The sequence below is a fragment of the Aurantimonas aggregata genome, from assembly GCF_010500835.1.
Lineage (GTDB): Bacteria > Pseudomonadota > Alphaproteobacteria > Rhizobiales > Rhizobiaceae > Aurantimonas > Aurantimonas aggregata.
The window spans coordinates 72,162-97,192 of sequence record NZ_JAAAMJ010000006.1; the positions used below are offsets into that span (position 1 = coordinate 72,162).

General features: G+C 66.5%; 22 protein-coding genes and 1 tRNA gene. 9 read left to right on the forward strand and 14 right to left on the reverse strand.

The annotated features are described in order from the left end of the window. Positions 1-110: 110 nt before the first annotated feature. Both GTW51_RS10390 and cpdR read right to left on the reverse strand, forming a co-directional pair. Positions 111-185 (reverse strand) — tRNA-Val (locus tag GTW51_RS10390). Positions 186-273: 88 nt separating this feature from the next. Beyond that, on the reverse strand, positions 274-639 hold the full coding sequence (gene cpdR / locus GTW51_RS10395) for a cell cycle two-component system response regulator CpdR (protein ID WP_163043860.1): 366 nt from the start codon (positions 637-639) through the stop codon (positions 274-276). A 163-nt stretch (positions 640-802) separates the two neighbouring features. Here cpdR and GTW51_RS10400 point away from each other — a divergent pair, with 163 nt between their 5' ends. Then, positions 803-1,699: an N-formylglutamate amidohydrolase gene (locus GTW51_RS10400; RefSeq protein WP_425483238.1), complete on the forward strand. Its 897-nt coding sequence runs from the start codon at positions 803-805 to the stop codon at positions 1,697-1,699. A 229-nt stretch (positions 1,700-1,928) separates the two neighbouring features. Then, positions 1,929-2,702: a histidinol-phosphatase gene (gene hisN / locus GTW51_RS10405; RefSeq protein ID WP_163043862.1), complete on the forward strand. Its 774-nt coding sequence runs from the start codon at positions 1,929-1,931 to the stop codon at positions 2,700-2,702. Here the strand turns inward: hisN and GTW51_RS10410 are convergent. After that, on the reverse strand, positions 2,652-3,749 hold the full coding sequence (locus GTW51_RS10410) for an alpha/beta fold hydrolase (RefSeq protein WP_163043863.1): 1,098 nt from the start codon (positions 3,747-3,749) through the stop codon (positions 2,652-2,654). The two genes, hisN and GTW51_RS10410, sit on opposite strands and share 51 nt — an antisense overlap. A 581-nt stretch (positions 3,750-4,330) precedes the next feature. Between GTW51_RS10410 and GTW51_RS10415 the strand changes: the two genes are divergently transcribed. Next, complete coding sequence (locus tag GTW51_RS10415) at positions 4,331-4,798, forward strand: Hsp20 family protein (RefSeq protein ID WP_163043864.1); 468 nt, start codon at positions 4,331-4,333, stop codon at positions 4,796-4,798. A gap of 89 nt (positions 4,799-4,887) precedes the next feature. Here the strand turns inward: GTW51_RS10415 and GTW51_RS10420 are convergent, their stop codons facing one another. From GTW51_RS10420 to GTW51_RS10435, 4 genes are all read right to left on the reverse strand, one after another. Further along, complete coding sequence (locus GTW51_RS10420; RefSeq protein WP_163043789.1) at positions 4,888-5,109, reverse strand: ribosome modulation factor; 222 nt, start codon at positions 5,107-5,109, stop codon at positions 4,888-4,890. Between the two features lie 74 nt (positions 5,110-5,183). Then, positions 5,184-6,233, reverse strand: coding sequence for a threonine aldolase family protein (locus GTW51_RS10425; RefSeq protein WP_163043865.1), 1,050 nt, complete (start codon positions 6,231-6,233; stop codon positions 5,184-5,186). 68 nt (positions 6,234-6,301) lie between these two features. Beyond that, positions 6,302-6,628 (reverse strand): metal-sensing transcriptional repressor, encoded by a 327-nt coding sequence (locus GTW51_RS10430; RefSeq protein ID WP_163043972.1) that lies wholly within the window; start codon positions 6,626-6,628, stop codon positions 6,302-6,304. 133 nt (positions 6,629-6,761) lie between these two features. Beyond that, positions 6,762-7,616 carry a manganese catalase family protein gene (locus GTW51_RS10435; RefSeq protein ID WP_163043866.1) on the reverse strand — a complete coding sequence of 285 codons (855 nt, stop codon included), beginning with the start codon at positions 7,614-7,616 and terminating at the stop codon, positions 6,762-6,764. Between the two features lie 533 nt (positions 7,617-8,149). Here GTW51_RS10435 and gltB point away from each other — a divergent pair. The 4 genes from gltB (at position 8,150) to GTW51_RS10455 (ending at position 15,059) form a co-directional block, all read left to right on the forward strand. Then, positions 8,150-12,823 (forward strand): glutamate synthase large subunit, encoded by a 4,674-nt coding sequence (gene gltB / locus GTW51_RS10440; protein WP_246232971.1) that lies wholly within the window; start codon positions 8,150-8,152, stop codon positions 12,821-12,823. Positions 12,824-12,931: 108 nt separating this feature from the next. Beyond that, positions 12,932-13,183, forward strand: a complete 252-nt coding sequence (locus GTW51_RS10445; protein WP_163043868.1) for an antitoxin — start codon at positions 12,932-12,934, stop codon at positions 13,181-13,183. Next, the gene (locus tag GTW51_RS10450; RefSeq protein WP_163043869.1) at positions 13,180-13,581 is read left to right on the forward strand and encodes a PIN domain-containing protein; all 402 of its coding nucleotides are present in this window, start codon (positions 13,180-13,182) and stop codon (positions 13,579-13,581) included. Before GTW51_RS10445 ends, GTW51_RS10450 begins: the two co-directional genes overlap by 4 nt. Positions 13,582-13,604: 23 nt before the next feature. After that, entirely contained in the window at positions 13,605-15,059 is a 1,455-nt protein-coding gene (locus tag GTW51_RS10455) for a glutamate synthase subunit beta (protein ID WP_163043870.1), read from the forward strand. A gap of 18 nt (positions 15,060-15,077) precedes the next feature. Here GTW51_RS10455 and GTW51_RS10460 read toward each other — a convergent pair whose 3' ends face one another. Both GTW51_RS10460 and GTW51_RS10465 read right to left on the reverse strand, forming a co-directional pair. Continuing rightward, positions 15,078-16,460 carry an SGNH/GDSL hydrolase family protein gene (locus tag GTW51_RS10460; protein ID WP_163043871.1) on the reverse strand — a complete coding sequence of 461 codons (1,383 nt, stop codon included), beginning with the start codon at positions 16,458-16,460 and terminating at the stop codon, positions 15,078-15,080. 21 nt (positions 16,461-16,481) lie between these two features. Further along, entirely contained in the window at positions 16,482-17,711 is a 1,230-nt protein-coding gene (locus tag GTW51_RS10465) for a lytic murein transglycosylase (protein WP_163043872.1), read from the reverse strand. A gap of 217 nt (positions 17,712-17,928) precedes the next feature. Here GTW51_RS10465 and galU point away from each other — a divergent pair, with 217 nt between their 5' ends. Further along, on the forward strand, positions 17,929-18,822 hold the full coding sequence (gene galU / locus GTW51_RS10470) for a UTP--glucose-1-phosphate uridylyltransferase GalU (RefSeq protein WP_163043873.1): 894 nt from the start codon (positions 17,929-17,931) through the stop codon (positions 18,820-18,822). 18 nt (positions 18,823-18,840) lie between these two features. Here galU and GTW51_RS10475 read toward each other — a convergent pair whose 3' ends face one another. Next, a complete protein-coding gene (locus tag GTW51_RS10475) occupies positions 18,841-20,559 on the reverse strand; it encodes an outer membrane beta-barrel protein (RefSeq protein ID WP_163043874.1) in 1,719 nt (572 codons plus the stop codon). A gap of 205 nt (positions 20,560-20,764) precedes the next feature. On the opposite strand from GTW51_RS10475, the gene GTW51_RS10480 reads away from it, so the two are divergent. Beyond that, the gene (locus tag GTW51_RS10480) at positions 20,765-21,754 is read left to right on the forward strand and encodes a KpsF/GutQ family sugar-phosphate isomerase (protein ID WP_425483239.1); all 990 of its coding nucleotides are present in this window, start codon (positions 20,765-20,767) and stop codon (positions 21,752-21,754) included. A 9-nt stretch (positions 21,755-21,763) separates the two neighbouring features. On the opposite strand, the gene GTW51_RS10485 is transcribed toward GTW51_RS10480, so the two are convergent. The 4 genes from GTW51_RS10485 to GTW51_RS10500 form a co-directional block, all read right to left on the reverse strand. After that, positions 21,764-22,231, reverse strand: coding sequence for an NfeD family protein (locus tag GTW51_RS10485; RefSeq protein ID WP_343033987.1), 468 nt, complete (start codon positions 22,229-22,231; stop codon positions 21,764-21,766). Further along, entirely contained in the window at positions 22,228-23,244 is a 1,017-nt protein-coding gene (locus tag GTW51_RS10490; protein ID WP_246232935.1) for an SPFH domain-containing protein, read from the reverse strand. The genes GTW51_RS10485 and GTW51_RS10490 overlap by 4 nt, the downstream gene beginning before the upstream one ends. 100 nt (positions 23,245-23,344) lie before the next feature. Then, positions 23,345-24,406 (reverse strand): ferrochelatase, encoded by a 1,062-nt coding sequence (gene hemH, locus GTW51_RS10495; protein WP_163043875.1) that lies wholly within the window; start codon positions 24,404-24,406, stop codon positions 23,345-23,347. A gap of 163 nt (positions 24,407-24,569) precedes the next feature. After that, positions 24,570-24,947: an Omp10 family outer membrane lipoprotein gene (locus GTW51_RS10500; RefSeq protein WP_163043876.1), complete on the reverse strand. Its 378-nt coding sequence runs from the start codon at positions 24,945-24,947 to the stop codon at positions 24,570-24,572. Positions 24,948-25,031: the final 84 nt, after the last annotated feature.

The window sequence follows — 25,031 nt, forward strand, 5'->3', positions numbered from 1 at the left end:
GACGCCGGTTCGGCTGGATAGCTCCGTCTACGAGACCGCCGAGGTCGCGTCCCCAATGAAAGACACTCCTTCAGTGGATCGCCGTATTCGATTTTTGGGAAGAAGTCGGATGGTGGGCGTGACAGGGATTGAACCTGTGACCCCTTCGATGTCAACGAAGTGCTCTCCCGCTGAGCTACACGCCCATCCGACGGAGCGGCATAGATCACAGGACCAAAGCCGCCGTCAATAGTCTTCCGCCACGGGACGAAAACGCGCCCCGTGTGGCGGGTTTCAGGCAGCGTCGGCCAGCATCTTCGCCACTTCGTCCACCAGTTCGCGCAAGTGGAACGGCTTCGACAGGATCTTGGCGTCCTTGGGAGCCTTCGAATCGGGGTGCAGTGCGACGGCGGCGAAGCCGGTGATGAACATGACCTTCAAATCGGGATCGAGTTCGGTGGCGCGACGCGCCAACTCGATCCCGTCCATCTCCGGCATGACGATGTCGGTCAGGAGCAGCGAGAACGGCTCCTCGCGCAAGCGCTCGTAGGCGCTGCCGCCATTGTCGTAGGTGACCACCTCGTAGCCGGCGCGTTCCAGCGCCTTGGCGAGGAAGCGGCGCATGTCGTTGTCATCTTCGGCAAGTAGGATCTTTGACATTCACGTTATCCGCATGCGCCGTGGCAACGATCCCGGCGGCTGGTTCGTTCATAAGCCAATCCCATAGCAGAATGCCCGAACATTTTCTAAAAGGAATGGCCGGCGTGGGCCCGGTTTGTAAAATTTTGCAGGGCAGTCACCGAAAGGGGCGAGATTGGGGAACGTGCCAACAGTCAGGACCGCCAGCGGCGACGTCCCGGCCTATGAACTCATCGAGCCCGCCGAAGCACGCATTCCCTTCGTCTTCTGCTCCCCCCATTCCGGCAGCGATTATCCGCTGGAGCTGATCGCCGCCACGCGACTCACCGACCAGACCGTCCGCCGCTCGGAGGACCTCTTCGTCGACCGCCTGTTCGACTTCGTGCCGGGCATGGGCGCGCCGCTGCTCGCCGCCCGCTTTCCGCGCGCCTATCTCGACGTCAACCGCGAGCCCTACGAGCTCGATCCGGGGATGTTCTCCGAGGAGCTGCCCGATTACGCCAATGTCGCTTCGGTCCGGGTCGCGGGGGGGTTGGGTACGATCCCGCGGATCGTCGCCGAAAACGAGGAAATCTACCGGACGGCCTTGCCGCTGTCCGAGGGGCTGCAGCGGATCGAGACCGTCTACAAGCCGTTTCACCGCACGCTGGAGGAAGCCCTCGGCCGGGTGCGGGACCGCTTCGGCATCGCGGTCCTCGTCGACTGCCATTCGATGCCGTCCAGCGTTCGGGCGCTGCCGGGCGGCAGGCGTCCGGACATGGTGATCGGCGACCGATTCGGCACCAGTGCGGCGGGGCGCCTGGTGACCATCGCGACGTCACGGCTCGCGGCCCAGGGCTACGACGTCGCCCGCAATAAGCCCTATGCCGGCGGCTTCATCACCGAACGCTACGGGCGCCCGCCGGTGGGGTTTCATGCCATCCAGATCGAGATCAACCGCGCGCTCTACGCCGACGAGCGGACCTATCTGCCGCATGAGGGATTCGCCGTCCTGCGGGACCGGCTGGCAGCCTTCGTGGCGGGCTTTGCCGCGGACGTCGATGCCGAATACCTGCAACCTTCCGCCGCCGCGGCCGAGTAGAATCGGACCTGGGGAGCCCAAGGCCAAAAAGAACCGCACTGCGGTGAGACAGTGCGGTCTAGTCTAGGGAGGAAACGCCCGTAAGGGCAACGGCACGCCAATGCCGCACTGCAAAACTACGACTCCCGCCAGAGGGTGTCAAGATGATTCTGCACCATATCCGTGCAGATTCGAAACCGCCGTTTCTTTTTGCACATGCTGCGCAATGACTGAGCCCGATCGGATTCCCATGCCCTCTCCGGATATCGACTTCCTGCTGGCGCTCGCCGACGTCGCCGACGCCGAGACGCTGCCGCGCTTCCGGAATGGTGCTGGCGTCGACAACAAGCTGGTCGCGGCCTTCGATCCGGTCACGGAAGCGGACCGCGCGGCCGAACTTGCGATCGTGTCTGCCATAAGGGGCCGGTACCCGGAGCACGCCGTCCTCGGCGAGGAATATGGCCTCACCGGCGAGGGCGACCGGCTCTGGGTGATCGATCCGATCGACGGGACGCGTGCCTTCATCGCAGGCGTACCGGTCTGGGGCACGCTGGTCGGGTATTGCGAGGCGGGCATCGCCCGTCTCGGCCTGATGTCGCAACCCTTCACCGGCGAACGCTTCATCGCCGACACCGATGCCGCCTGGCTCGAGCATGGCGGCCGGCGACAGCGCCTCGCCGTGCGCCGGACGGAGGAACTCGCGGCAGCGACGCTCTTCACCACCACGCCGCGGCTGTTCACGGGCGAGGCGCTGCGTCGCTTCGAGGCGCTGGAGAGCCAGGCACGCCTGACGCGCTTCGGCGTCGACTGCTACGCCTTCTGCATGCTCGCCGCGGGCCATGCCGACCTGGTCGTGGAAACGGGCCTTAAGCCCTACGACATCGTCGCGCTGGTGCCGATCATCGAGCGGGCCGGCGGGGTGATCACCAATTTCGCCGGTGATCGGCCGGAGGCCGGCGGCGACATCGTCGCCTCAGCCACGCCCGTCCTGCACCGCCAGGCCCTCGATATCCTGAACGGCTGATTCGTCGTCCACGATCGCGAGATCTGCGGCATCGATCGACAGATCATCGGGCGCCTCCGGCTTGGTGCCGGCGTTCTCCGGCAGCGGCAGAGCGGTTGCCGTGAACGCCTCGAAGGCTTCCAGCAGCGGCTCGCGATAGTGGTCCGCTTCCTGGAGCAGTTCGTGGCGGGCAAGCGGTATCGTCAGGCTGGAGCCGCTGCGCATCCGCCAGGCCAGCCGTTCCGCCGAGGCGGTGCCGACCACCGCGTCGCCGCCGGCACAGATCATCAGCGTCGGAACCGCCAACCGGGCGATCTCGTCGGAATCGTCCAGCCGGATCATGGCCCCGGTGACGGCCGCCAGCCACGACACGGTCGGCTTGCCGAGGAACAGCTGCGGTGCCGCGGCGACGAGGTCGCGGTTACGCGCGAACCGGCGCGGATCGCTGGTGAGGACGTTGTTTGCGACGGTCATGTCGCGGGCGGGGACGAACCGCATCGGCACCGCCATGCGGCCGAGCCCGACGAGCCGGGCCGCCTTGGCGAGGCGGTGGATCGCCCGTGTGCCCATCCGGCGCCGCTTGAAGGCGATCAGCGGCGCGCAGAGCACCATGCGCTCGACGATGTTGGTCAGCCGCGCCGAGGCGCGCAACGCCACCAGCGCCCCCATCGAATGGGCGAGAATGGCATAGGGGCCGCGGCAGTCCGGCAGCACGATATCCTGGATGACGCATTCGAGGTCGCCGACATACTGGCCGACATGCCGGACATGGCCGAGATTGCTGCCGCGCAGCAGCCGGCCCGACCCGCCCTGGCCGCGCCAGTCGAAGGTCACCACGATGTAGCCGCGGCGGTTGAGGTCGCTGATCGTCTCGAAATATTTCTCGATCGCCTCGTTGCGGCCCTGTAGCAGGATGACGGTGCCGCGGGTTGCGTCGAGCTGGCTGGGCGAGACGGCGCAGCGCAGCCGCGTCCCGTCGAGCGTCCGCACGGTCTGCACGACGATGCCCGCCGGGGGCGGATTGCCCTCCACGATGACCAGTTCGTTCGCTTGGTTGGTGGCGTCCATCGATCCGGGCTCGGCGCAACGCCCGCTCCGGCCGGTCCGGAAGGGTGCACGACGACCGGCTTTTAGGCGGCCTGCCGCGACCGGTCAAAGCTTCTGTCGTTCGCCCACCCTCGAGAGCAGGCCCAGCGGACAGATAGGAGGGGAGGGTAAGGAGGCCGGGAACCTCTTTCGGAGGCTCCCGGCCGGAGCGGCCGCAACGGAAGGGACGGGACGTTGCGACCGTTTGACGGCCCGCCTTCGTGCGGCGGGCAAACGGTGGGTCGCCTGGCTCGTCTGTTCCCCTCGAGGCGGGGAAGTGAACCGGTTGACCATGACGGCCAATATGCCGGGGCCGAGGTGAACGCTGTCGGACGGGCGCGTTCATCCGCGGTTCACGCAAGCTGCCCGCTGCGCACGACGCCGAGGAAAGGCGCCATTTCTCCGCGTAATCGCGTGACGAAAAAAACTCTTGAACCCGAAAATGCGGCCCCCCATTTTTGTCCTGCGGTCGCCAGAACGGGGCCGCTGGCCGGAGGTGTCGCCCATTGCGGGATGCCGTGCCGTGTCAATCGAACGCCAACGTTGCTCTTAAGGAGAACACCATGCGTCACATCGACTTTGCCCCCCTCTATCGCTCCACCGTCGGCTTCGACCGGCTCTTCTCGATGCTCGACGGCGTCTCCCAGCCGGAGAACGGGCAGACCTATCCGCCCTACAATATTGAGCGGACGGGCGAGAACGCCTATCGCATCACCATGGCGGTCGCGGGCTTCGGCGAAACCGAACTCTCGATCGAGTCGCGCGAGAACGTGCTGACGGTAACGGGCGAGAAGTCCGAGAAGACGGAAGAGGCCGCCGAGACGCTCTATCGCGGCATTGCCGGCCGTGCCTTCGAGCGCCGCTTCCAGCTCGCCGAATATGTCGAGGTGAAGGGAGCCAGCCTGAAGAACGGGCTGCTGCACATCGATCTCGTGCGAGTCATCCCCGAGGCGATGAAGCCGCGCAAGATCGACATCACCACCGCCGCCGGGAACGAGAACGCCCGGCAAATCGAGGCGAACGCCGCCTGACACGACGACCGTCGAAACGAAAACGGCGCCCTCTCGGGCGCCGTTGCATTTGGTCGAAGCAGTCGCGCGGCATGCCGCGCGACTTTTTGTCAGGACTCGTGGACGTCCGGCTGCCCGACGCGGGCGGCGCGCTTGGCGTCCGCCATCATGCCGGGACGGTCACCGCCGCCCGCCGGCGTAGCGTTGCGGGCTTCCGTCCAACCATCCATCCAAGCCTGTCGAAGCGACGACCCTTTCGGGTAGTCGCAGGAAGACATCGGGTGATTGTGCTGGAAGGCGAGTTTGCCTTGCTCGTACGCATCTGTGGACATGACAGCCTCCTTTGCGTTTAGGAAGCAATTCTACCCCGCGCCGTTGGTTCCGTCACGTTGCGATCGTGATCGCCTCAGGCCAGCAGCTGGCTGAAGCGATCGACCTCGGCTTCCTCGGTCGACCAACTGGTGACCAAACGGACCAGCGTCTCGTTCTCGCCGATCAGCGTGTGCAGGGCATGCGGTGGGTTCCAGTCGTAGAACACCGCGCCTTCCGCCCGCAGACGCTCCGCCGTGGGCTTCTCCAAGATGGCGAAGCTCTCGTTGGTGTGTGTCTCCCAGGCCTGGCGGGCATGCGGGCTGGCGTCGATGCCGGCGCGCAGCCGGTCGGCCATGGCGTTGGCATGGGTGGCCATCTCCAGCCACAGCCCGTCCCCGAAATATGCCATGAACTGGGCCGCGACGAAGCGGGTCTTGGAGAACAGCTGGGCGCCGCGCTTGCGGATATAGGGGAACTGCCGGGCGCGCTCGGGCTCGAAGAACACCACCGCCTCGGCGCACCAGCAGCCGTTCTTCGTCGCCCCGAAGGACAGGATGTCGACGCCGCGCTTCCAGGTCATCTCGGCCGGCGACAGGCCCGATGCGATCAGCCCGTTGGCAAAGCGCGCGCCGTCCATGTGCAGCGCCAGGTCGCGGCCATGGGCGATCCCGGCGATGACCTGGATTTCCTCGGCCGAATAGAGCGTTCCGGCCTCGCCGGGCTGGCTGATCGAGACCGCCATCGGCTGGCCGGCATGGACGAAGTCCGGCTTGAAGCGGCTGAGTTCGCGCTGCAGGTTGACCGGATCGATGCGGCCGCCGTCCCCGTCGATCGGCGCCATGCGCGCGCCGTGGGTGAAGAACTCGGGCGCGCCGCACTCGTCCTCGATGACATGCGCCTCGCGATGACAAAGAACGACGCCGCCCGGCCGGTTCACCGCGGCGAAGGCCAGCGAATTGGCCGCCGTGCCGGTGCCGACGAAGAACACCGCCACCTCACGCTCGAAGATTTCGTTGAAGCGCTGTTCGACCGCACGGTCGAGGGTGCTGGCGCCGTAGGCGGCGGCCATGCCCCCGCTTTCTGCGGCGATGGCGGCATTGACAGCGGGGTGGGCGCCGGACCAGTTGTCGGAAGCAAATATCATGGCGCCGACCTATAATGCAGCGCGGTAAAGGGCAAGCGCCGCCCGCGGGCGGACCGGCGGACGCACCGTCAGTCGCGCTCACGCATCGCGGCCCGCAGCACGCGCATCACGTCGTCGACGGCGATCTCCACGGTCTTTTCGGATTCGCCACGGTGGGATGCGAAACGAATGCCCTCGGTGACGTGCTGGCCGATGACGATCAGCGAAAGTTCGCGCAAGGCCGCGGTGATGGCGTTCACCTGCTGGATCTCGTCCAGGCAGTACCGGTCCTCGGCGATCATCGCCTTCAGACCGCGGACCTGGCCTTCGATGCGGTTCAGGCGCTGCAGGAGAGGCTTCTTTTCCTCGTCGCTCCGCCTGAGCTCGATGTGACTGTCTACAACCGTACTTTCGATGTCCGTGCTCCTTCACGCCTTCCCGATCAAGGGAATAGCCGGAAAGGCCGGAGCAGGTGAAGGGCTCTTCACCTGCTCGTGCACAACCTGAAGGGCCCCGCGTGACAGGCGGGACCCTTCCCTCGACAGATTGTTACATCTGCTCCTTCTGGGCGCTGCTGTCCGGACGTGCCGGCCCGAGATCCGGGACGTCGCCGAGCGGCTGGTTCTGGAACACGGTGAACTCGCCCTTGCCGTCGAGCGAGGGTCCTTCGGTCCAGCGTCCGGCCGGCGGCGGGGAACCGTCTGCCGCGGTGGCGAAGAAGTCGTAATTGTGCTCCTGGTTTTCCTTCTCCTGCGGGAAGCTGTTCGGAATAGGCAGGGCGCCGGCGTGACCGCCAAGTTCCTCGATGACCGCGAGCCACTGCTGCTGATGCATGGTGTCGCGAGCAATCATGAAGTGGAGCATGTCCTTCATGCCGTCGTCATGTGCCGCATTGTAGATGCGGGTCGCCAGCACCCGGCCCGTCGCCTCGGCCGCGACGTTGCAGTACATGTCGGCCGCGAGGTTGCCGCTGGCGTAGATGTGCGACATGTCGAACGGCACGCCGTCGGCATTGGCCGGATAGGCCGACATGCCGGTCGACAGGATGTGCCGCTGCAGCATGCCCTCGATGACGTGGCGCGGATTCTCGCCGCCCATCACGGCGCCGACGATATTGTCGGCCGCCCCGGCTTCCTGCAGGCTGGCAGGGGCTTTCTCGAGGTTCAGCGCGACGGCGGTCGCCAGCATCTCGATATGCCCCATTTCCTCGGTCGCGGTATGCAGGAGCATGTCGCGGTATTTGGGGTTCCGGCCGCGGGCGCCCCATGCCTGGAAGAAATACTGCATGGCGACGCGGATTTCGCCTTCGACGCCGCCGATGGCCTGCTGGAGCATGCGGGCAAAGGCGGGGTCTGGCGTTGTGACCTTGACGGGGTACTGCAGACGCTTGTCATGATAGAGCATAGCTGGTGTCCCTTTGTTCATCAGGAGCCTGCCGCCGTCCTTGAGACGCGGCTTCCACGATACTCTGGGCGAGTATGTTCTCCTGCTGGCCGAACGGCTCACGAGCGGTGTAGGTTCAGGGCCGATGGATCGAATTTCGTGACCCGGCTATCGGATGCGGCCAAGCCTGGCTGCCAAAGCCTCAGAAACCAGCGCATTACCCGCGGTCTTGTTCCGCGACCGCAGTTCTGTCATATTGCCGAGGATAGGACAGTAGCACTGCCATAAAATGGGCAGCACAGGCGGATCGGCGCAGGGCATCGCCGAAAAGACGCGGCCGGGTTCTATCCTTGACACGGACGGCCATGCGAAAAGGCCGATAATATGGCGAACGATGTTCGGCAGCCTGAGCGCGGCCCCGGGACGATGCGTCCCGAGCCGCCGCTGGTGCCGGACGCAACCGCGCGGCCGGTTCTGGCTGCGCGACGACGGGAGACGACGCGATGACGAAGCTGACGCCAGCACACGCCGCGCCATCCGAGGCAATCGCCCCGATGGTCGAGACAGCCGCTGTCCGCGCTGCGCCGCGCACGTTGCCGGACGCGGTGGGCCTGTATGATCCCCGCAACGAACACGATGCCTGCGGCGTCGGCTTCATCGCGCACATGAAGAACCAGAAGTCCCACTCGATCATCGAGAAGGGCCTGCAGATCCTGCAGAACCTGACGCATCGCGGCGCCGTCGGCGCCGACCCGCTGATGGGCGACGGCGCAGGCATGCTCGTGCAGATCCCGCACCGTTTCCTTGGCGAGGAGATGGTGGCGCAGGGCGTGACGTTGCCGGAGCCCGGCCATTACGGCGTCGCGCATGTCTTCATGCCGCAGGATGCGGACAAGCGCGCTCATATCGAGGCCTTGTTCGAGGAAGTGGTGCGCGCCGAGGGCCAGTCGGTGCTCGGCTGGCGCGACGTGCCGGTTTCCAACGAGGAACTGTCGAAGGCACCGGAAATCGTCGCGACCGAGCCTGTCCACCGGCAGGTGTTCATCGGCCGCGCCCAGGCGATCACCTCGGACGACGAGTTCGAGCGCAAGCTGTTCATCCTGCGCAAGGTCGTCTCCAACCGCGTCTATGCCGAGACCGATGGCCGCGACATCGGCTTCTACATCGTCTCGCTGTCGTCCCGCACGCTGGTCTACAAGGGCATGTTCCTCGCCTACCAGCTCGGCGCCTACTACAAGGACCTCACCGATCCGCGCTTCGAGAGCGCGCTCGCCCTCGTGCACCAGCGCTTCTCGACCAATACCTTCCCGTCCTGGAAGCTCGCCCATCCGTACCGGATGGTCGCCCATAACGGCGAGATCAACACGCTGCGCGGCAACGTCAACTGGATGGCGGCGCGCCAGGCATCGGTCGATTCCGAGCTTTACGGCAACGACATCTCCAAGCTCTGGCCGATCTCCTACGAGGGCCAGTCGGACACCGCCTGTTTCGACAACGCGCTCGAGTTCCTGCACGAGGGTGGCTATCCGCTGACCCACGCGATGATGATGCTGATCCCGGAAGCCTGGGCCGGCAACAAGCAGATGTCGCCGGAGACCAAGGCCTTCTACGAATACCACGCGGCGCTGATGGAGCCGTGGGACGGGCCGGCGGCCGTCGCCTTCACCGACGGTCGGCAGATCGGCGCGACGCTCGACCGCAACGGCCTGCGGCCGGCGCGCTACGTCGTCACCGACGACGATCTGGTGGTCATGGCGTCGGAAGCCGGCACGCTCGAGATCCCGGAGGAGCGGATCGTCAAGAAGTGGCGGTTGCAGCCGGGCCGCATGCTGCTCATCGACCTCGAGAAGGGCCGCATCGTCTCCGACGAGGAGATCAAGCGCGAGATCGCCGGTGCCAACCCGTATCGCGACTGGCTGAAGAACACCCAGATCATCCTGGAAGACCTGAAGCCGGTGGCGCCGCGCGCCTCGCGGTCCGACGTATCGCTGCTCGATCGCCAGCAGGCCTTCGGCTACACGATCGAGGACACCCGCACGCTGATGGCGCCGATGGCGACCACCGGCCAGGAAGCCATCGGCTCGATGGGCACCGACACGCCGATCTCGGCGATGTCGGACCAGTCGAAGCTGCTCTACACCTATTTCAAGCAGAACTTCGCCCAGGTCACCAACCCGCCGATCGATCCGATCCGCGAGGAGCTCGTGATGAGCCTCGTCTCCTTCATCGGGCCGCGGCCGAACATCTTCGACCTCGAGGGTTCCTCGCGCCGCAAGCGGCTGGAGGTGCGCCAGCCGATCCTGACCAATGGCGATCTCGAGAAGATCCGCAACATCGGCCACACCGAGGATCGCTTTGACACCAAGACCATCGACATGACCTACGCCGCCGACAGCGGCGCGGGCGGCATGGCGGGGGCGCTCGACCGGCTCTGCGAGCGGGCCGAGGCGGCGGTCGTCGGCGGCTACAACATCATCATCCTGTCGGACCGGCAGATCGGACCGGATCGCATCCCGATCCCGGCGCTGCTCGCCTGCGCCGCCGTGCACCACCATTTGATCCGCAAGGGGCTCCGCACGGCCGCCGGCCTGGTCATCGAATCCGGCGAGCCGCGCGAGGTGCACCACTTCGCCTGCCTCGCCGGCTACGGCGCCGAGGCGATCAACCCGTATCTGGCCTTCGACACGCTGCTGGAGATGCACCGCCGCAAGGAGTTCCCGCCGGAGGTGGACGTCAGCGAAGTCGTGACCCGCTACATCAAGTCGGTGGGCAAGGGCCTGCTGAAGGTCATGTCCAAGATGGGCATCTCGACCTACCAGTCATATTGCGGCGCGCAGATCTTCGACATCGTCGGCATGCAGTCGGACTTCGTGAAGCGCTACTTCACCGGCACCGCGACGACGATCGAAGGCGTCGGCCTCGACGAGGTGGCACGCGAGACCGCCGAGCGCCACGTCCGGGCGTTCTCCGACGATCCGATCCTTGCCCGTTCGCTGGAAGTCGGCGGCGACTATGTTTACCGGATGCGCGGCGAGAGCCATATCTGGTCGCCGGACGCCGTGGCGACGCTGCAGCATGCGGTGCGCACCGACTCCTGGGACAAGTACCAGGACTATGCCGCGATGATGAACGAGGCGGCGGTCGAGAACTCGACGATCCGCGGCCTGTTCCGGATCCGCAAGGCCGAGGAGGCCGGGCGCACGCCGATCCCGCTGCACGAGGTCGAGCCGGCCAAGGACATCGTCAAGCGTTTTGCCACCGGGGCGATGAGCTTCGGTTCGATCTCGCGCGAGGCGCACACGACGCTGGCGCGGGCGATGAACCAGATCGGCGGCAAGTCGAACACCGGCGAGGGCGGCGAGGAGTCCGATCGCTTCCTGCCGTTGCGCGACGGCTCGGCCAATCCCGAGCGCTCGGCGATCAAGCAGATCGCCTCGGGCCGCTTCGGCGTGACGGCGGAATATCTCGTCAATGCCGACATGCTGCAGATCAAGGTCGCCCAGGGCGCCAAGCCCGGCGAGGGCGGGCAGCTGCCCGGCCACAAGGTCGACGCGACCATCGCCAAGACCCGGCACTCCACCCCCGGCGTCGGCCTGATCTCGCCGCCGCCGCACCACGACATCTATTCGATCGAGGATCTGGCGCAGCTCATCTACGACCTGAAGAACGTCAACCCGGCGGCCGACATCTCGGTCAAGCTGGTCTCGGAGGTCGGGGTCGGCACCGTCGCGGCCGGTGTCGCCAAGGCGCGCGCCGACCACATCATCGTCGCCGGCTATGACGGCGGCACCGGCGCCTCGCCGCTGACCTCGATCAAGCATGCCGGCTCGCCCTGGGAGATGGGGCTCGCGGAGACCCAGCAGACGCTGGTGATGAACGGTCTGCGCAGCCGCGTCTGCCTGCAGGTCGACGGTGGCCTCCGGACTGGCCGCGACGTCATCATTGGCGCGCTGCTCGGAGCCGACGAGTTCGGCTTCTCGACTGCGCCGCTGATCGCCGCCGGCTGCATCATGATGCGCAAGTGCCATCTCAATACCTGCCCGGTCGGCGTCGCGACGCAGGATCCCGTGCTGCGCAAGCGCTTCAAGGGCACGCCCGAGCACGTCATCAACTTCTTCTTCTACGTCGCCGAGGAAGTGCGCCTGCTGATGGCCGAGATGGGCGTTCGCCATCTTTCCGAACTGATCGGCCGGTCCGACCTGCTCGACCGCCGCGAGATGATCGACCACTGGAAGGCCAAGGGGCTCGACTTCACCAAGGTGTTCCACAAGCCGGCGGCGGAACCGGACGAGCTTCGCTGGACCAAGCGCCAGCAGCATCCGATCGACGACGTGCTCGACCGCCGGCTGATCGCCGAGGCCGAGCCGGCGCTGACGGCGCGCCAGAAGGTGACGATCGAGACGGCGATCACCAACGTCGATCGCTCGACCGGCGCGATGCTTTCCGGCGAAGTCGCCAAGCGCTTCGGCATGAAGGGACTCCGCGACGACACGATCACCGTCAAGCTGACCGGCACCGCCGGCCAGAGCTTCGGCGCGTTCCTCGCCCGCGGCATCACCTTCGAGCTCACCGGCGACGGCAACGACTATGTCGGCAAGGGCCTGTCGGGCGGGCGCATCGTCGTGCGGCCGCGGCCGAACAGCCGCGTCGTGCCGGAGGAGTCGATCATCGTCGGCAACACCGTGCTCTACGGCGCGATCTCGGGCGAATGCTACTTCCGTGGCGTCGCGGGCGAGCGCTTCGCGGTCCGCAACTCCGGCGCGATCGCCGTCGTCGAGGGCGCCGGCGACCATGGCTGCGAGTACATGACCGGCGGCGTCGTGGTGATCCTCGGCCAGACCGGGCGCAATTTCGCGGCCGGCATGTCCGGCGGCGTCGCCTATGTCTACGACGAGGCCGGCGACTTCGCCGAGCGCTGCAACATGGCGATGGTCGATCTGGAGCCGGTTCCCGAGGAGGACGACCTCCTCGAGAAACTGCACCACCATGGCGGCGACCTGCAGCACAAGGGCCGCGTCGACGTCTCGTCGGACATGACCGGCCACGACGACGAACGGCTGTTCCAGTTGATCTCCAACCATCTCCACTACACCGGCTCCGGCCGGGCGAAGGAGATGCTGGAGAACTGGGAGACCTTCCGGCCGAAATTCGTGAAGGTCATGCCCGTCGAGTACCGCCGGGCGCTGCAGGAAATGGAACGCATGCGCATGGGCGTGGCGGCGGAATAGCGGCCGACGTTTGCCTTCTGCCCCCGGGTCCAGGATCGTTCGCCCGGGACGGGGGCGGGAGACTGCATTGATTGGCGGGGAGGTGGCTCGATGGCGACCAGGCAAGAGATGGAGAAGGAAGTCAGCGTCTTTCGGGACGGAGGGCGTCAGGCTGTCCGGATACCGGAGGAGTTCGAGATCGCTTCTGATCGCGTGATGGTGTCCCGGCAGGCTGACGGATCGCTGCTGCTTCGTCCCACCCACAGTCGGATGTCGCTCGTCGAGGCGCTGGACTGGATGAAAGAGCAGGGCCCGCTCGAGGACTTTCCGGGCGATCCGGGCGACGAGGGAATGCTGGCGCTGGATGACGTCAAGCTTTGACGCGGTTCCTGCTGGATACGAACATCATCTCCGATGTCTTCCGCAACCCAGGAGGCCGGGTTGATAATGCGCTGCGGGAACGTCAGAACGCGGGGATAGGGACCAGCCTGATCGTGGTGGGAGAAATTCTGTACGGGCTGAAGAAGAACCAGAACATGCGTGGCCTGCAGCGGTTCGAAGTGTTCATGCGGTCCATTTCGGTATGGGCGCTGGAGCCGCCGGTCGCGACGATCTACGGGGAAGTCAGGAATGCCTGCGAACGTATGGGCAAGAGCGTGGGGCCAAACGATCTGTGGATCGCCGCGCACGCTGTCGCCCTCGACGCGACCCTGGTCACCGACGACAGAGCCTTCGAGCACATCTCGGCTCTGACTGTTGAAAATTGGTTGCGCGCCTAGGCGCCCGAAAAATTGAGAAGAATATGGGTAAGGTAACCGGATTTCTCGAGATCGACCGGCAGACGCACAAGTACCAGCCGGCGTCCGACCGCATCCGGCATTTTCGCGAGTTCACGCTGCCGATGTCCGACGAGGAAGTCGGCAAGCAGTCGGCGCGGTGCATGGATTGCGGCATTCCCTATTGTCATGGGCCGACCGGCTGTCCGGTCCACAACCAGATCCCGGACTGGAACGATCTCGTCTATTCCGGCGACTGGGAGGGCGCGGCACGCAACCTGCACTCGACCAACAACTTCCCCGAATTCACCGGCCGCATCTGCCCGGCGCCGTGCGAGGAAGCCTGCACGCTGAATCTCGAGGACGCGCCGGTGGCGATCAAGACGATCGAGCAGGCGATTGCCGACAAGGCCTACCAGCTCGGCCTGATCAAGCCGCAGCCGCCGAAGCAGAAGACCGGCAAGCGCGTCGCCGTCATCGGCTCGGGTCCCGCCGGCATGGCGGCGGCCCAGCAGCTCGGCCGCGCCGGCCACGACGTCCATCTGTTCGAGCGGGAGTCGCGCCCGGGCGGCCTGATGCGCTACGGCATTCCCGACTTCAAGATGGAGAAGCACTGGATCGACAAGCGCGTCGAGCAGATGCAGGGCGAGGGCGTGACGTTCTTCTGCGGCGTCAATGTCGGCGTCGACCGCAAGCTCACCGACATCGCGGCCGAATACGACGCCGTGCTCTATTGCGGCGGCTCCGAGCAGCCGCGCGAGGCGGGTATCCCGCGCAACGGCCTCGGCGGCATCTACGACGCCATGCCCTATCTCGTGCAGCAGAACCGCCGGGTCGGCCGCGAGCCGATCGGCAGCGTCGGCTGGCCGTCTGAGGAGATATGGGCCGGCGGCAAGCATGTCGTGGTCGTGGGCGGCGGCGACACCGCTTCGGACTGCGTCGGCACCGCCTTCCGGCAGGGCGCCGTCAAGGTCACCCAGCTCGACATCCGGCCGCAGCCGCCGAAGACCGAGAACAAGCTGGAAGTCTGGCCCTACTGGGCGACCAAGATGCGAACGTCGTCGAGCCAGGCCGAAGGCGCCATCCGGGAATTCCAGATCGCCACGCTGGAGTTCGTCGGTGAAGACGGGGTGCTGACCGGCGTTCGCTGCGCCGAGGTCGACGAGGCCCGCAAGCCGATCCCGGGCACGGACTTCATCATCAAGGCCGATCTCGCCTTCATCGCCATCGGCTTTGCCGGGCCGATCGCCGACGGTTTCCTCAAGGATGCCGGCGAAGCGCTCGCGACGAAGACCGATCGGCGCGGCAATGTCTCGATTGCCGCCGACGACCAGACCTATCTCACCTCGGTCGAGAAGCTCTACACGGCAGGCGACGTCCGCCGCGGCCAGTCGCTGGTGGTCTGGGCGATCCGCGAAGGGCGCCAGGCGGCGCGGGCGATCGATCTCGACCTGATGGGCACCACGACACTGCCGCGCTGACGATCGCGCCCGGTCGGCCTATTCCGGCCGGGCCGCGTCGTTCTGGCGGCTCCAGTCCTCGATGATCGCATCGAGGATCGTCGGCATTTCGTCGGGCGGCACTATGCCTTCCGATTCCCGCACGCTCTGCAGGCTGACCGACCCGCGCGAGACGATGGGCGGCCCGCTGGGCGTCACGGCCGCGCTCTTCTCGCTCCAGGCGAAATCGTCGGCGCGGCCTTCGGTGCCGCCGGTGCCGCCGCCATTGATCACCAGCCGCTCGCGCGGCGACGGCTCCAGCGAGAAGCCGCTGGCTGATCCGGTCCCGAGCAGCGTGTCGGGACCGTCGAGGGAGGGGTCGTCGATCGAGACCGGCGCCGCCTGCAGGGCATTTGCGGCATTGCCGATCGGCGGCAGCTGGATCGTCGGCAACTGGTCGGGGCCGAGCGTGAACGCACCCGTCGCCGCGAGCGTCGTCCCGAGCAGCCGGTTGATCGCCCGTTCGGCGAAGAAGGCGAGCTTGTCCTCGCCGGCATTGCTCATCGTGATGCCGTCGGAGTTGCGCAGCTGCGTCGTCTGGCCGTTGACGCCGGGACCGGAATAGACGAACGCACCATTGGCGTCGACGAACCCGTCCCAGATGTCGACATACTCGCCGGAGACGCTCGATGCGGCCTTGCGGTAGAGGTCGTTGAGGAAGACCATGTCCTCGCTCATCCGGTCGAACTTGAAGGCCGGCATGCCCACCCAGACCAGCGGAATGCCGCGGCTCTTGGTCGCCTCGGTGATCTCGCCGATGCGTTGCTCGTAGTTCTTCACCCATTCCTCGGAGCGCGAGGGAAAGGACTGCGAGCCGACGGCCATCGGCTGGCGGTCGTTGGAGCCGAGCATCATCACCAGGACGGCAGGCTTGGCCTCGTCGAGGATCGGGCCGAGCTTTTCCGTCCAGTCATAGTGATCTTCGCGGACGAGGCCGGACGAGCCGTCCGTCCGGGCCTCGATCACGATCATCTCGTTGTCGGCGTAGAGATTGGAGAGCCCGTCCGCCAGTGATGCGGCGAGGAAATCGCCGGCGACGAGGACCGTCTTGGCATCCTCGTTCTTGGACGTCGGCGCCACGGCGGCCGCGGCGGCGCTCTGCTGCTGGCCGGATGGCTTCGGCCGGGCCGCCTGGGTGCGCTGCTTCTTCTGCCGGGCCGGCCTCGTCGCCCGGACCTTCTTCTTGCGTACCACCGGCTTGCGGACGGCAGGCCGTTGCGGCGCGGCCTGCTGCCCGCCGCCGAAGAGCATCTCGAGCACCGTACGGGGCCGCTGCTGCGCCTCGGCGGTGAAGCCCGTCACAAGGACGGCGAAGGCGGCCAGCAGAGCGACGAGGGCCGTCCGAATGGGCCGGGCACTTGCGCTGCGTTCTGCTGCCGCCATCCGATGATGTCTCCGTTCCGCTTAGTTCCGTCGCAGGAAGTCGAGAAGCGCCTTCGACGCGTTGCCGTCCTGTGCGAGGCCGGCATTACCCTGCAGTGCCATGATGGCGGTTTTCGAGCCATCGCCGATCTTACCATCGATCTTGCCGTCATACAGCCCGCGCGAGGCGAGGTGCTTCTGGAGCTCGTAGCGCTCCTGCGTCGACAGCGGCGTGTAGCCGCGCGGCCAGTCGCGCTGTGGGCCGCCATAGCCGGCGATCCGGTCGGCGAGCAGGCCGACGCCCAGGGCGTACGTGTCGGCATTGTTGTAGTTCTTCAGCACGAAGAAGTTCTTGGTCATCAGGAAGGCCGGGCCGTTGTCGCCGGCAAGCCGGACCAGGTTGGCGCGGTCCGACGGATAGGCAAAGCCCGATCCGCTCGGCCGCTGGAAGCCGAGGCCCTGCCACTGCGCCAGGCTGCGGTTGTCCCGCTCGAGCTTCCCACGGTACTGTGCCGGCACATTGACCTCGTAGCCCCAGGTCTTGCCGCTCTCCCATCCGTTCTTGCGCAGGAGGTTGGCGGCCGTCGCCAGCGCGTCCGGCACCGATTCCCAGATATTGGCGTGGCCGTCGCCGTCCATGTCGGCGGCATAGGCCTGGTAGCTGGTCGGGATGAACTGCGTGTGGCCCATCGCGCCGGCCCATGAGCTGGTCAGCTTGTTCGGCGCGACATGGCCTGCCTGGGCGATCTTCAGGGCTGCGATCAGCTGCTGGCGGGCAAACTTCGCCCGGCGTCCGTCCTGATAGGCAAGCGTCGCCAGCGACCGCGGCAGGCTCTTCATCACGCCCTCGCGGCTGAGGGCTGCACCGTAATTGGTCTCCATCGACCAGATCGCCAGAAGGATGTGGCGGTCGACGCCGAAGCGCTTCTCGATGCGGTCGAGCCAGCTGGCGTATTTCACCGCCATGGCGCGCCCCTCGGCGACGGACTCGTCGTTGACGCGGTTGTCGATATAGTCCCAGACCTTGGCCTTGAACTCCGGCTGGTAGGCGGCCTTCTGCAGGACCTCGGGGTCAGGGCTGGTGACGCCCGCAAAGGCTGCGCGGTAGACGTTGCGGCTGACGCCGTTGCTCGCCGCCACGCCCTCGAACTGCTGGATCCAGCGCTGGAAGCCGGCGTCGGCCGCGGCGGGCAGGGCGAAGGAGGTCGCGATGATCATCGCGACGAGAGCCGAGCCGAGACGGGTCATCCGGGATGCGGTCGATCGTTGCATGGCAGGCATTCTCCTCGATAAGTCCATGGAAAGACCGGAACGCTACAGGTCGCGTGGTTAAGAAGCCGTTTACCAATCCCTGTGCACCGAGCGGGGACGAGGGCTGGCATTCCTTCAATGTTTCGCTATTTCACGGCGAAAGCACGGCGCCGGGAAGTCTCGGCGCAGCCGCGGCGTGTTATCGCCTGCGTTTGAGGGGAAACATCCGAGGATGGTGATGAAGAAAGTCAGAAAGGCCGTATTCCCGGTAGCCGGGCTCGGCACGCGGTTTTTGCCGGCCACCAAGGCGATTCCAAAGGAGATGCTGACGGTCGTCGACCGTCCGGTGATCCAGTACGTGGTCGACGAGGCATGGGAAGCCGGCATCGAACATCTGATCTTCGTCACGGGTCGTAACAAGGCTGTTATCGAGGACTATTTCGACATCCAGGTCGAATTGTCGGCGACGCTCGCCGAGCGCGGCAAGAAGATGGAGCTGCAGCTTCTCGACGATCTGCAGCCGAAACCCGGCACCTCCAGCTTCACCCGCCAGCAGGCGCCGCTGGGTCTCGGCCACGCCGTCTGGTGCGCTCGCGAACTGGTCGGCAACGAGCCTTTTGCCCTGCTCCTGCCGGACATGATCATGCAGGCCGAGAAGGGCTGCCTGTCGGAGATGGTCGAACTCTACGAGGCCACCGGCGGCAACGTCATCTCGGTCGAGCAGTGCGATCCGCAGGAAACGCACAAATACGGCATCGTCGGCAGGGGCGACGACGTCGGCACGGGCTTCCGGGTCACCGGCATGGTCGAGAAGCCGAAGCCGGAGGAAGCCCCGTCGAACTATTCGATTTCCGGCCGCTACATCCTCCAGCCGGAGATCTTCGACATCCTGTCGACGCAGGAGCGCGGTGCCGGCAACGAGATCCAGCTGACCGACGCGATGCTCAAGCTCGCCGACCAGCAGGATTTTTCCGCCTACCACTTCACCGGGCGGACCTTCGACTGCGGCTCCAAGGAAGGCTTCATCGAGGCGAACGTCGCCTTCGCGCTCTGGCGCCCGGATATCCGCGAGAAGGTCATCGGCAATATCGGCCGCCTGCTGCGGACGGTGGAACCGGCCGATTTCGACTAGGGTTTGACGCGGCGCGGCTCAGCGCTGCAGCTTGACGCCGAGGCGGATGGTGTCTGCCCGGTAGTCGGCGCCGGCGACCTCCGAATAGAGCTCGCGGTGGCTGTAGATGCCGGTCAGCGCGAGGCTTCTTGTCAGCCAGTAATTGAACCCCGCCTCGCCGATCCACTCGATCTCGTCGCTGCTGGGCAGCGATGAGTCGGCGAGGGTGGCGGTGATCGCGGCGGTCAGGTCGGTTCGAGCGGTGAGGATGTGCGTCACCCCGAGCGATCCCTCGTAGGAAACCGTGGTCGACTGGCCGGAACTCTCCGGCTCGAACGTCGTGCGAGCGGCGAGCGTGACGTCGGTGCCGCGGCGCGGCGACCATTGCAGGGAAGCGTCCAGCGTCGGCGCGGCGGTCGTCTCCGCCCGGTCGTCCTCGGGCTGGTTCCACGCATAGCCGGCCGCGATTTCGCCGCTCAGCTTCTCCGAAAGATCGATCCCGACGCCGGCGCGCAACGCGGGGATCAGCGAGTCCCGCCCGACGTCGCCGGTATCCGTCTCGTCGAACAGGCGCTGGCCGAGACTGCCTTCGAGGAAGGGCTGCAAGGCCGGTGACAGCCGGTAGCCGGCCCGCAATGCGCCGGTCAGCGTGGTGTAGCTCTGATCGGAGAAGCCCTCGGGTAGGCCCGAGTAATCCTCCCGCGCCACCGTGCCGGTCCCACCCAGCACCAGCCGGCCGAACTCGCGCTGCAACTGCGCCGAGGCGGAGCCGCTGAGCACGTCCGGGCGCTCGGCGCCGGCCAGCGCCACGTCGATCTCGACGGGGTCCTCGCGCCGATATTCCAGCGCGCCGCGAAACGTTGCGGTGGTCACCCGATCGATGTCGAGCCGCAGGCGGCCATCGACGGCGGCGCGCGGATCCTCCGGCACCTCGCCGGCGAAGTTCCGACGATAGGTCAGCCGCGTGTTGAATTCCGCTTCGTGCATCGACCAGTCCGACAGGAGGCGGGCGGAGACCGTCGTCTCGCTGAAGACCCCGCCTTCGCCGCCCGGTTCCTCGTCGAGATTGGTCGAGGCACCGATATCCTGGATCAGCTCGGGAAACAGGATGAAGCTGCCGGCGCGGATGCCGATCGGCGCGAACGGGTCGTCGGCTGGCCGGCGGACGATGCGCTGCAGCGCCAGCGCCGGGCGGTTGCCGCGCAGCTGGTCGAACGAGCCGGGCGTCTCGCCGGCGACGCCGGCTGACAGCGGCGGGTTGCTGGCCGTCGGTAAGGCGGGTGTGGCCGCTGACTGCCGGAATGCCGGATCCTCGAAATCGTCCTCCTGATCGGAGCGCAAGGCCGCGCCGGGAATCGGCCGCACCGGCCGGGAGCGGCCGGATAGGCCGGCCTGTCCGGCAGGGCGGGGCGGGGCTGCCTCGAACAGGTCGAAGCTCGGCGCGACGGGCGGCTCCTCCTCGTCGATCTCCTCCGCCAGCGGCTCGTATCTCTCGTCCGGTGGTAGCGCCTGGTCGGACGACCGCCCGGACCGAAGATCCTGCGAATTTGTGTCGAGCGCCTCGCCTGTCCCGACCCTCGGCTTGTCGGCCTGGCGCCGTATCCCGTCCAGTGCCTCGCCGCCCATCAGGTCCGAGCCGGTGCGCAGTTCCGGCATGACCAGGGTCTGGGCGGCGGCATGATCGGGCGACGCGGTCGTCAGCGCGCCGAGGGCGGCTGCAACGAGCAGGGTCGAAAGACGGGGGAAAAGCGGGGTCATCGCGTGTATTCGGGCACCTTGATCGATTGTCCGCGGACCGCCGGGCTTGCCGAAACGTAAATTTTCTTGGTTAAGGATTGGTTGACGAGATTGTCCGAATCCTGCGTCGCCGACGCCCTGTCGCTGCGTCATGATTTGGCCCGACGCGCCTGATCAGTTGCGCGCCATGCCGGCCGAAGGGCCGTACCGGAGAAGCCAGACAGTGATCCCCCAAACGCTTGCCGCACCCGAGAGCCTTGGCTCCGCATCGGCCGTCCACACGATCGAGACCGAGGCCGAAGGGCTGCGGGTCCTCGCCGGCCTGCTGCGGGGCGAGATGGCGGCGCCCTTCGAGCGCGTGCTGGAGCTGATCTCGCGGGTCACCGGGCGCATCATCGTCACCGGCGTCGGCAAGAGCGGCCATATCGGCGCGAAGATCGCCGCGACCTTCGCGTCCACCGGCACGCCGGCCTTCTTCGTCCACCCGTCGGAAGCCAATCACGGCGATCTCGGCATGATCGGCCGCGACGACGCGATTCTTGCAATGTCATGGTCGGGCGAAAGCGCCGAGCTGAAGGGTATCGTCGCCTATTCGCGCCGATTCCGCATCCCGCTCGTCGCGCTCACCTCGCGGCGCGAATCGACGCTGGGCCGCGAGGCCGACGAGGCGCTGATCCTGCCCCGCGCGGCGGAAGCCTGCCCGCATGGTCTGGCGCCCACGACGTCGACGACGCTGCAGGTGGCGCTGGGCGATGCGCTCGCCGTGGCGCTGCTGGAGCGCCGCGGCTTCACGCCGAGCGACTTCCGCGTGTTCCACCCCGGCGGCCAGCTCGGCGCGAGCCTGACCCATGTCGGCGACATCATGCATGTCGGCGAGTCGCTGCCGCTGGTGCCGGAAGGCATGCTGATGTCGGAAGCGATCCTGATCATGTCGCGCAAGGGGTTCGGCTGCGTCGCCGTCGTCGACGGCGAGGGGCTGCTGCGCGGCCTTGTCACCGACGGCGATCTGCGGCGGCATCTGGCCGGGGACCTGCTCAGCAAGCAGGTCGATGCGGTGATGACCCGCAACCCGAAGACGATCGAGCCGGAGACGATGGCGGCCAAGGCCCTCGACATCGTCAACAGCCTCAACATCACGGCGCTGATGGTGGTCAGGCAGGGTCGTCCGGTGGGCATCGTCCACCTCCACGACCTCCTGCGGATCGGCGCCGCCTGAGGCGAGGGATCAGCCCGCCGGAGACGTTGCAGGCTCGACCCTGAGCACGCTGCCGTCGGCGCCGACGACCCGCACCCGCGCGCCCGCCGGCAGGTCGGGTCCCTCGACGCTCCACCAGCTGTCTTCCAGCCCGACGCGTCCGCGTCCGTTGACGATGTCGTCGCTGAGCACAGCCTCGCGGCCGATGAGCCGCTGCGTGCGCTTGTTGAGCGTGTCGGATTGCGGGGTCTCGCTCTTCGCCCCGTACCATTTCCGGCCGAGAAACACCGCGACGGCCGATACGACGACATAAGCGAGGACCTGCTGCTGCCAGCCGAACCACTCGCCGCCGATCAGGAGCACGTTCATGCCGACGACCAGCGCCGCAATCCCGAAGAACAACAGATAGACCCCCGGCAGCACCGTTTCGAGCATCAGCAGCAGGAGGCCCAGAATCCACCAGCCGTAGTCGGACAGGGCGCCGGTCCAGTCCGTCACGTGTCGCTCCCGCCGCCCGGGAAGGTCGGTACCGCGCTGCGCCGCCCGGTGCCACCCTTGCGCGGCGTCGTGGGCGTGCCGGGGGCGTTCGGCTCGGGATCGTTGAACGTCGCGCGGGCGATCTCGGCGATGCCGGCGATCGAACCGATGAGCGACGATGCCTCGAGCGGCATCAGGATGACGCGCTGGTTCGGGGCGGAAGCAATCTTGCCGAGTGCCTCGGTGTATTTCTGCGCCACGAAGTAGTTGATCGCCTGGACGTCGCCGGCGGCGATCGCCTCGGAGACCAGCCGGGTCGCTGTGGCTTCCGCCTCGGCCAGCCGCTCGCGGCCCTCGGCCTCGCGATAGGCGGCGTCGCGCCGGCCCTCGGCCTGCAGGATCTGCGACTGCTTCTCGCCCTCGGCCCGCAGGATCGACGCGTTGCGCGAGCCTTCCGCCTCGAGGATCTCCGCCCGCTTCTCGCGCTCGGCCATCATCTGCCGCGCCATCGAGTCCACGAGGTTCTTCGGCGGATTGATGTCCTTGATCTCGATGCGGGTGATCTTGATTCCCCAGCCACTGGCCGCCTGGTCGACGACCCGCAGGATCTTCTCCGAGATTGCGTCGCGATTGGACAGGAGGTCGTCGAGATCCATCGAGCCCATGACCGAGCGCAGATTGGTCATCACCAGGTTGAGGATGGCGTTCTCCAGACCCGAGACTTCGTAGGCGGCCGCCGCCGCGTCCAGAATCTGATAAAAGGCGACGCCATCGGCCGCGACGGAGGCGTTGTCGCGGGTGATCACCTCCTGGGTCGGCACGTCCAGCACCTGCTCCATCATGTTGAGCTTGCGGCCGACGCGCTCGATGAAGGGCATGATGACGTTGAGGCCGGGGGTCAGGGTGCGGGTATAGCGGCCGAAATTCTCGACCGTGTAGTGATAGCCTTGCGGCACGATCTTGATCGTCGAGAACAGGACGACGATCGCGAAGAACAGGACGACCAGGACCAGGATACCGGTAGCGGTGAGCATGTTGTGGTCTCCGTTCAACGCGACTGGCTGCGGTCTCGAGGCACCGCAGCGGGATTGACTATCGGTGCCCGACCGGGCCGCGGCAAGCCGTGTCCGTTTGTCAGTCGACCCAGCCGCGCAGCTCGCGCCGCACCATCGCTTCGATGACGTCCATGCCGGGCTCGGAATCGTTCAGGCACGGGATGTGGGCGAAGTGCTCGCCGCCCGCCTCGTGGAAGATCTCGCCCGCCTCGCCGGCGATTTCCTCGAGCGTCTCCAGGCAATCGGAGACGAAACCCGGATTGAACACCGCAATCCGCTTGATGCCCTCTTTCGCCAGGGCCTCGACGGTCTTGTCGGTGTAGGGCTGCAGCCACTCTTCCGGGCCGAAGCGCGACTGGAAGCAGGTCATCAGCCGGCCCTTCGGCCAGCCGAGCCGCTCTTCCAGCAGCCGCGAGGTCTTCTGGCAGTGGCAGTGATACGGATCGCCCTTGCGGAAATAGCTCTGCGGAATGCCGTGATAGGAGGCGATCACCCGCTCCGGCTCGAAGTCGAGCGTCGCCAGATGCGTCTCGATCGAGCGGGCGAGCGCGTCGATGTAGATGGGCTCGTCGTGATAGGGCGGCACGGTCCGGACCGCCGGCATCCAGCGCTTGCTCATCATGTGCTCGAAGAACTTGTCGTTCACCGTCGCCGTCGTTGCCGCCGCATATTGCGGATAGAGCGGGTAGACGAGGATCCGGTCGCAGCCCTGCTCGAGCAGGTAGTCGGTCCGCGCCGCGATCGACGGATTGCCGTAGCGCATCGCCCAGTCGACGACGATCTCGCCCCGTCCCGCGAGCCGCAGCGCCAGCTTCTCGCCCTGCGCCCGGGTGAAGGTTCGAAGCGGCGACTCGTTGCGCTCGTGGTTCCAGATCTCGGCATAGGCAGCGCCCGACTTCTTAGGCCGGGTGTTGAGCACGATGCCGTAGAGGATCGGGTACCAGGCGGCCCGGGGCCATTCGATGACCCGCTTGTCGGAGAGGAACTCCTTCAGGTAGCGGCGCATCGGCTTGAAGTCGGTCCCGTCCGGGGTCCCGAGATTGACCAGCAGGACGCCGACCTTCGGCTGCTTCACCGTCGGATGACCGGCAGGCAGCGGGCCCGTCGCCCGCTCCGCGATGGTCTTGGTCAGGGCGTTCATGGTCGCATCCTCAAGCAGTTTCGGCACTCCGCTTCCCGCGGCACGGCCATGTCGACCGGCCCACTGGTGTCCGTGCCCCCATGCGCCGTCTCTGACAGGCGATATAGGCGCGTTTACCGCCAGGCGAAACGCGACGGACCGTCTTGCCGGTGCGACGAATTGCTCAGCCGCGCGCCAGGCTGAAGCTCGAACCGTCGGCCGCGGTGCAGGTCATCTGCCCGGCGGCGTGGTTGCAGTTGGCGGCCAGCTGCTGGTTTCGCTGCAGCGAACGGTAGTTGATCTGGATCTGGCCGGCGCCCGTTGTCGTGTAGGTGCCTTCGGCGAGCAGGCCGTTGGTGGCGCTTTCGGCCGAGGTGAAACGGCCGTTCTGGAACCGGGCATTATAGGGAACAGGCCCGCCGACATTGCGCCAGCTGCCTTCGACACCGAGCGGCATCTGCTGCTGCGGCGGCAGGGATGGCGCGAGCGAAGCCTGGCGTTCCGACTGGCAGGCCGCAAGAGTGAGGGTCAGCAGGGCAAGGCACAAGGCAGAACGGCGCATGCAAAAGTCCTTCGACTGCGCTGCCAACGGCTCGCGCGGAACACAACATTACGAGCGGCAATCAGGCACGCGGCATGATTCCAG

Bases quoted from the DNA above. Each gene is read 5' to 3' on its own strand.
- cpdR (WP_163043860.1), bottom strand. From the start codon at position 639: ATGTCAAAGATCCTACTTGCCGAAGATGACAACGACATGCGCCGCTTC.
- hisN (WP_163043862.1), top strand. From the start codon at position 1,929: ATGCCCTCTCCGGATATCGACTTCCTGCTGGCGCTCGCCGACGTCGCC.
- GTW51_RS10410 (WP_163043863.1), bottom strand. From the start codon at position 3,749: ATGGACGCCACCAACCAAGCGAACGAACTGGTCATCGTGGAGGGCAAT.
- GTW51_RS10415 (WP_163043864.1), top strand. From the start codon at position 4,331: ATGCGTCACATCGACTTTGCCCCCCTCTATCGCTCCACCGTCGGCTTC.
- GTW51_RS10420 (WP_163043789.1), bottom strand. From the start codon at position 5,109: ATGTCCACAGATGCGTACGAGCAAGGCAAACTCGCCTTCCAGCACAAT.
- GTW51_RS10425 (WP_163043865.1), bottom strand. From the start codon at position 6,233: ATGATATTTGCTTCCGACAACTGGTCCGGCGCCCACCCCGCTGTCAAT.
- GTW51_RS10435 (WP_163043866.1), bottom strand. From the start codon at position 7,616: ATGCTCTATCATGACAAGCGTCTGCAGTACCCCGTCAAGGTCACAACG.
- gltB (WP_246232971.1), top strand. From the start codon at position 8,150: ATGGTCGAGACAGCCGCTGTCCGCGCTGCGCCGCGCACGTTGCCGGAC.
- GTW51_RS10445 (WP_163043868.1), top strand. From the start codon at position 12,932: ATGGAGAAGGAAGTCAGCGTCTTTCGGGACGGAGGGCGTCAGGCTGTC.
- GTW51_RS10455 (WP_163043870.1), top strand. From the start codon at position 13,605: ATGGGTAAGGTAACCGGATTTCTCGAGATCGACCGGCAGACGCACAAG.
- GTW51_RS10460 (WP_163043871.1), bottom strand. From the start codon at position 16,460: ATGGCGGCAGCAGAACGCAGCGCAAGTGCCCGGCCCATTCGGACGGCC.
- GTW51_RS10465 (WP_163043872.1), bottom strand. From the start codon at position 17,711: ATGCAACGATCGACCGCATCCCGGATGACCCGTCTCGGCTCGGCTCTC.
- galU (WP_163043873.1), top strand. From the start codon at position 17,929: ATGAAGAAAGTCAGAAAGGCCGTATTCCCGGTAGCCGGGCTCGGCACG.
- GTW51_RS10475 (WP_163043874.1), bottom strand. From the start codon at position 20,559: ATGACCCCGCTTTTCCCCCGTCTTTCGACCCTGCTCGTTGCAGCCGCC.
- GTW51_RS10490 (WP_246232935.1), bottom strand. From the start codon at position 23,244: ATGCTCACCGCTACCGGTATCCTGGTCCTGGTCGTCCTGTTCTTCGCG.
- hemH (WP_163043875.1), bottom strand. From the start codon at position 24,406: ATGAACGCCCTGACCAAGACCATCGCGGAGCGGGCGACGGGCCCGCTG.
- GTW51_RS10500 (WP_163043876.1), bottom strand. From the start codon at position 24,947: ATGCGCCGTTCTGCCTTGTGCCTTGCCCTGCTGACCCTCACTCTTGCG.